At 32.7% G+C, this 2,846-nt stretch carries 2 protein-coding genes and 1 pseudogene; all 3 read left to right on the top strand.

All coding sequences use genetic code 11. The features are described 5' to 3' along the window. A partial coding sequence (locus SULYE_RS07455; protein ID WP_052294935.1) for a 50S ribosomal protein L11 methyltransferase occupies window positions 1-742 on the top strand: 742 nt, incomplete at its 5' end. Next, on the top strand, window positions 717-1,406 hold the full coding sequence (deoC, locus tag SULYE_RS07450; RefSeq protein ID WP_007548086.1) for a deoxyribose-phosphate aldolase: 690 nt from the start codon (window positions 717-719) through the stop codon (window positions 1,404-1,406). The genes SULYE_RS07455 and deoC, both read left to right, overlap by 26 nt. Continuing rightward, window positions 1,376-2,846: pseudogene (ligA, locus tag SULYE_RS07445) on the top strand (NAD-dependent DNA ligase LigA); the annotation flags it as partial. The gene deoC and the pseudogene ligA, both read left to right, overlap by 31 nt.

Raw genomic sequence — 2,846 nt, 5'->3', positions numbered from 1 at the left:
AAATGACAGAGAGGTTTATTTTGCCATATACTCCGAAGATTCAACCTATGAAGAGATAAAATCTATGATAAACAATATTTTTGAAGATTTAGGAGCCGGAAAAATAGTATTAGAAGAAGATATAAAAGAAGAGAATTGGGAAGAAATCTGGAAAGAAAATTTTAAACCGATCGAAATACCGCCTTTTATTATCTTACCAGAATGGGAAATATACGAAGGAAAAGATTTAATTCCTATAAGATTAAAAATTGCCATGGCTTTTGGAACAGGACTTCATCCTTCAACTCAAATAATGCTTTCTTTAATTCCAAAGTATGTTTCACAAGGAGATAAAGTAATTGACGTTGGATGTGGAACCGGAATTTTATCCATAGCAGCAGCTAAATTTGGTGCAGAGGTTGACGCAATAGATATAGAAAGAGAAGCAGTTGAAGAGTGTAAAATAAATGCTTGGGAAAATGGAGTTTCTATAAACTGTTGGCAAGGAAGTATAGAAGACATTTCAAAGACCTACGATGTAGTTTTATCAAACCTGCAAATGGAAATTTTTGATAAATATTTCAAAGACTTAAAAGACAAATTTAAAAAATACTGGCTTATTTCAGGAATTTTTAAAGATGAGAAAGAAAAGATAATAAAGATGTGTCAAAATAACGATTTAGATATAATAGAAGTACAATCAAAACCAGAAATCGGAAAACCGGATGACTTATGGCATGGATTTGTTATCAAACATAAATAAATACATAGACCAATCTGCATTAAAGCCAAACCTAACATATCAAGATATAATCAATCAATGTGAAGAAGCTTTAAAATACAATTTTGCATCGTTGTGCGTAAACCCTTCCCATGTAAAAGTTTGCCGAGAAATTCTCAAAAAATCTCAAGTTAAAGTTTGCAGTGTTATCTCTTTTCCTTTTGGGCTGAGTAGTCCTGAAATCAAATTAAAAGAAGCCTTAAAAGCTGTTGAAGATGGAGCAGAAGAGCTTGATATAGTTTGGAATATCTCAGTATTTAAATCAAAAGATTTTGATTATGTTTTAAAAGAGCTTAAAAATATTGTAAAAGAAACAAAGCCGGCAATAACAAAAATTATTGTAGAAACTGCATATTTAACTAATGAAGAAAAGATAAAAGCCTTAGAATTAGTTATAGAGTCGGGAGCAGACTTTATTAAAACAAGCTCAGGATTTGCTCCTACCGGTGCTAATGTTGAAGACATAATTCTATGGAAAAATCTAAGTAAAGATAGAATAAGAATTAAAGCTTCCGGTGGTATTAAAGATTTAGAGACAGCTATAAAATTTTTGCAAGCGGGAGCCGATAGGATAGGAACAAGCAGCGGAGCAAAAATAGTAGAGGAGGCTGTAAAATGTATACTGACGAAAGACAAAAAGAGCTAATAAAACTTACTTATGAATTTTTAAAACTTGATGCAAAAAAGTTAACAAAAGAAGAAGCTAAAAAAATAGTAGAAGATTTAAGAGAAGTTATAAGATTTCATGATTGGAGATACTACATTTTAGCTCAGCCTGTAATTTCAGACTATGAATACGATAAACTTTTTAAACTGCTTAAAGATATTGAAAATAAATATCCAGAATTAATAACGCCAGACTCCCCTACTCAAAGAATTCCATCAGAGATAACGAAAGTTTTTCCACAGGTAAAACATCTTACACCAATGCTTTCTCTTGATAACTCCTACAATGAGGCAGACCTGAGAGATTTTGACAGAAGAGTTAGGGAGCTTACCGGACTTGATAAAGTTGAATACTCAGTGGAGCCAAAATTTGACGGTGCAGGAATTTCTTTAATATACGAAAAAGATTTATTTGTTAGAGGTGCAACAAGAGGAGATGGTGAAGTTGGAGAAGAGATAACAAATAACCTTAAAGTAATCAAAACCATTCCCTTATCTGCTAAATTTTCTCAATATGGAATTGATAAAGTTGAAATTAGAGGTGAAGTTTTAATAAGAAAAGACCTATTTAAAAAAATGAATGAAGAAAGATTAGAGGAAGGACTACCACTTTTTGCAAATCCAAGAAACGCTGCCGCAGGTTCCATTAGACTTCAAGACCCAAGCGAAGTTGCAAAAAGAAACTTAGAAGCCTTTGTTTACCATATAACTTATGCAGAAAAAGATGGTAAAAATTTACTTGGAACAGTTTTAAAAAAACATTCAGATAATATAAAAATGCTTCATGAACTTGGCTTTAAAACCCCTTATCCGGTTATGAAAGTTTGCATTGGAATAGAAGAAGTTATCCAATACTGTGAAGAGTGGCAAAGAAAAAGAGATACCTATCCTTACGAAATAGACGGAATGGTTATAAAAGTAAACGATATATCACTTTACGATAAACTTGGTTTTACATCTCACCATCCAAGATGGGCTATAGCATTTAAATTTAAAGCAAGACAAGCAACGACAAAAATAATAAACGTTGTTTTCCAGGTTGGCAGAACAGGGGCAATTACTCCGGTAGCAAAATTAGAGCCGGTAGAAATAGGTGGTGTTATCGTTTCTTCTGTTTCTCTGATAAATGAAGATTTTATTAGAGAAAAAGATATTAGAATAGGAGACACGGTTTTAGTAGAAAGAGCGGGAGATGTTATCCCTTATGTTGTAATGGTTATTAAGGAAGCAAGAACAGGAAATGAAAAACCGATAGAATTTCCAAAAACATGTCCATCTTGCGGCTCTCCAATTGTTAAACCACCTGGTGAAGCTGTATACCGTTGTGTAAATATTAACTGTCCTGCTCAAGTAATTGAAAGATTAATACATTTTGCATCTAAGGATGCTATGCGACATAAAAGGTTTATCACAGGCTACA

Source organism: Sulfurihydrogenibium yellowstonense SS-5, from assembly GCF_000173615.1.
GTDB classification, from domain to species: Bacteria; Aquificota; Aquificia; order Aquificales; family Hydrogenothermaceae; genus Sulfurihydrogenibium; species Sulfurihydrogenibium yellowstonense.
This window is presented reverse-complemented; position numbering and strand designations above follow the sequence as displayed.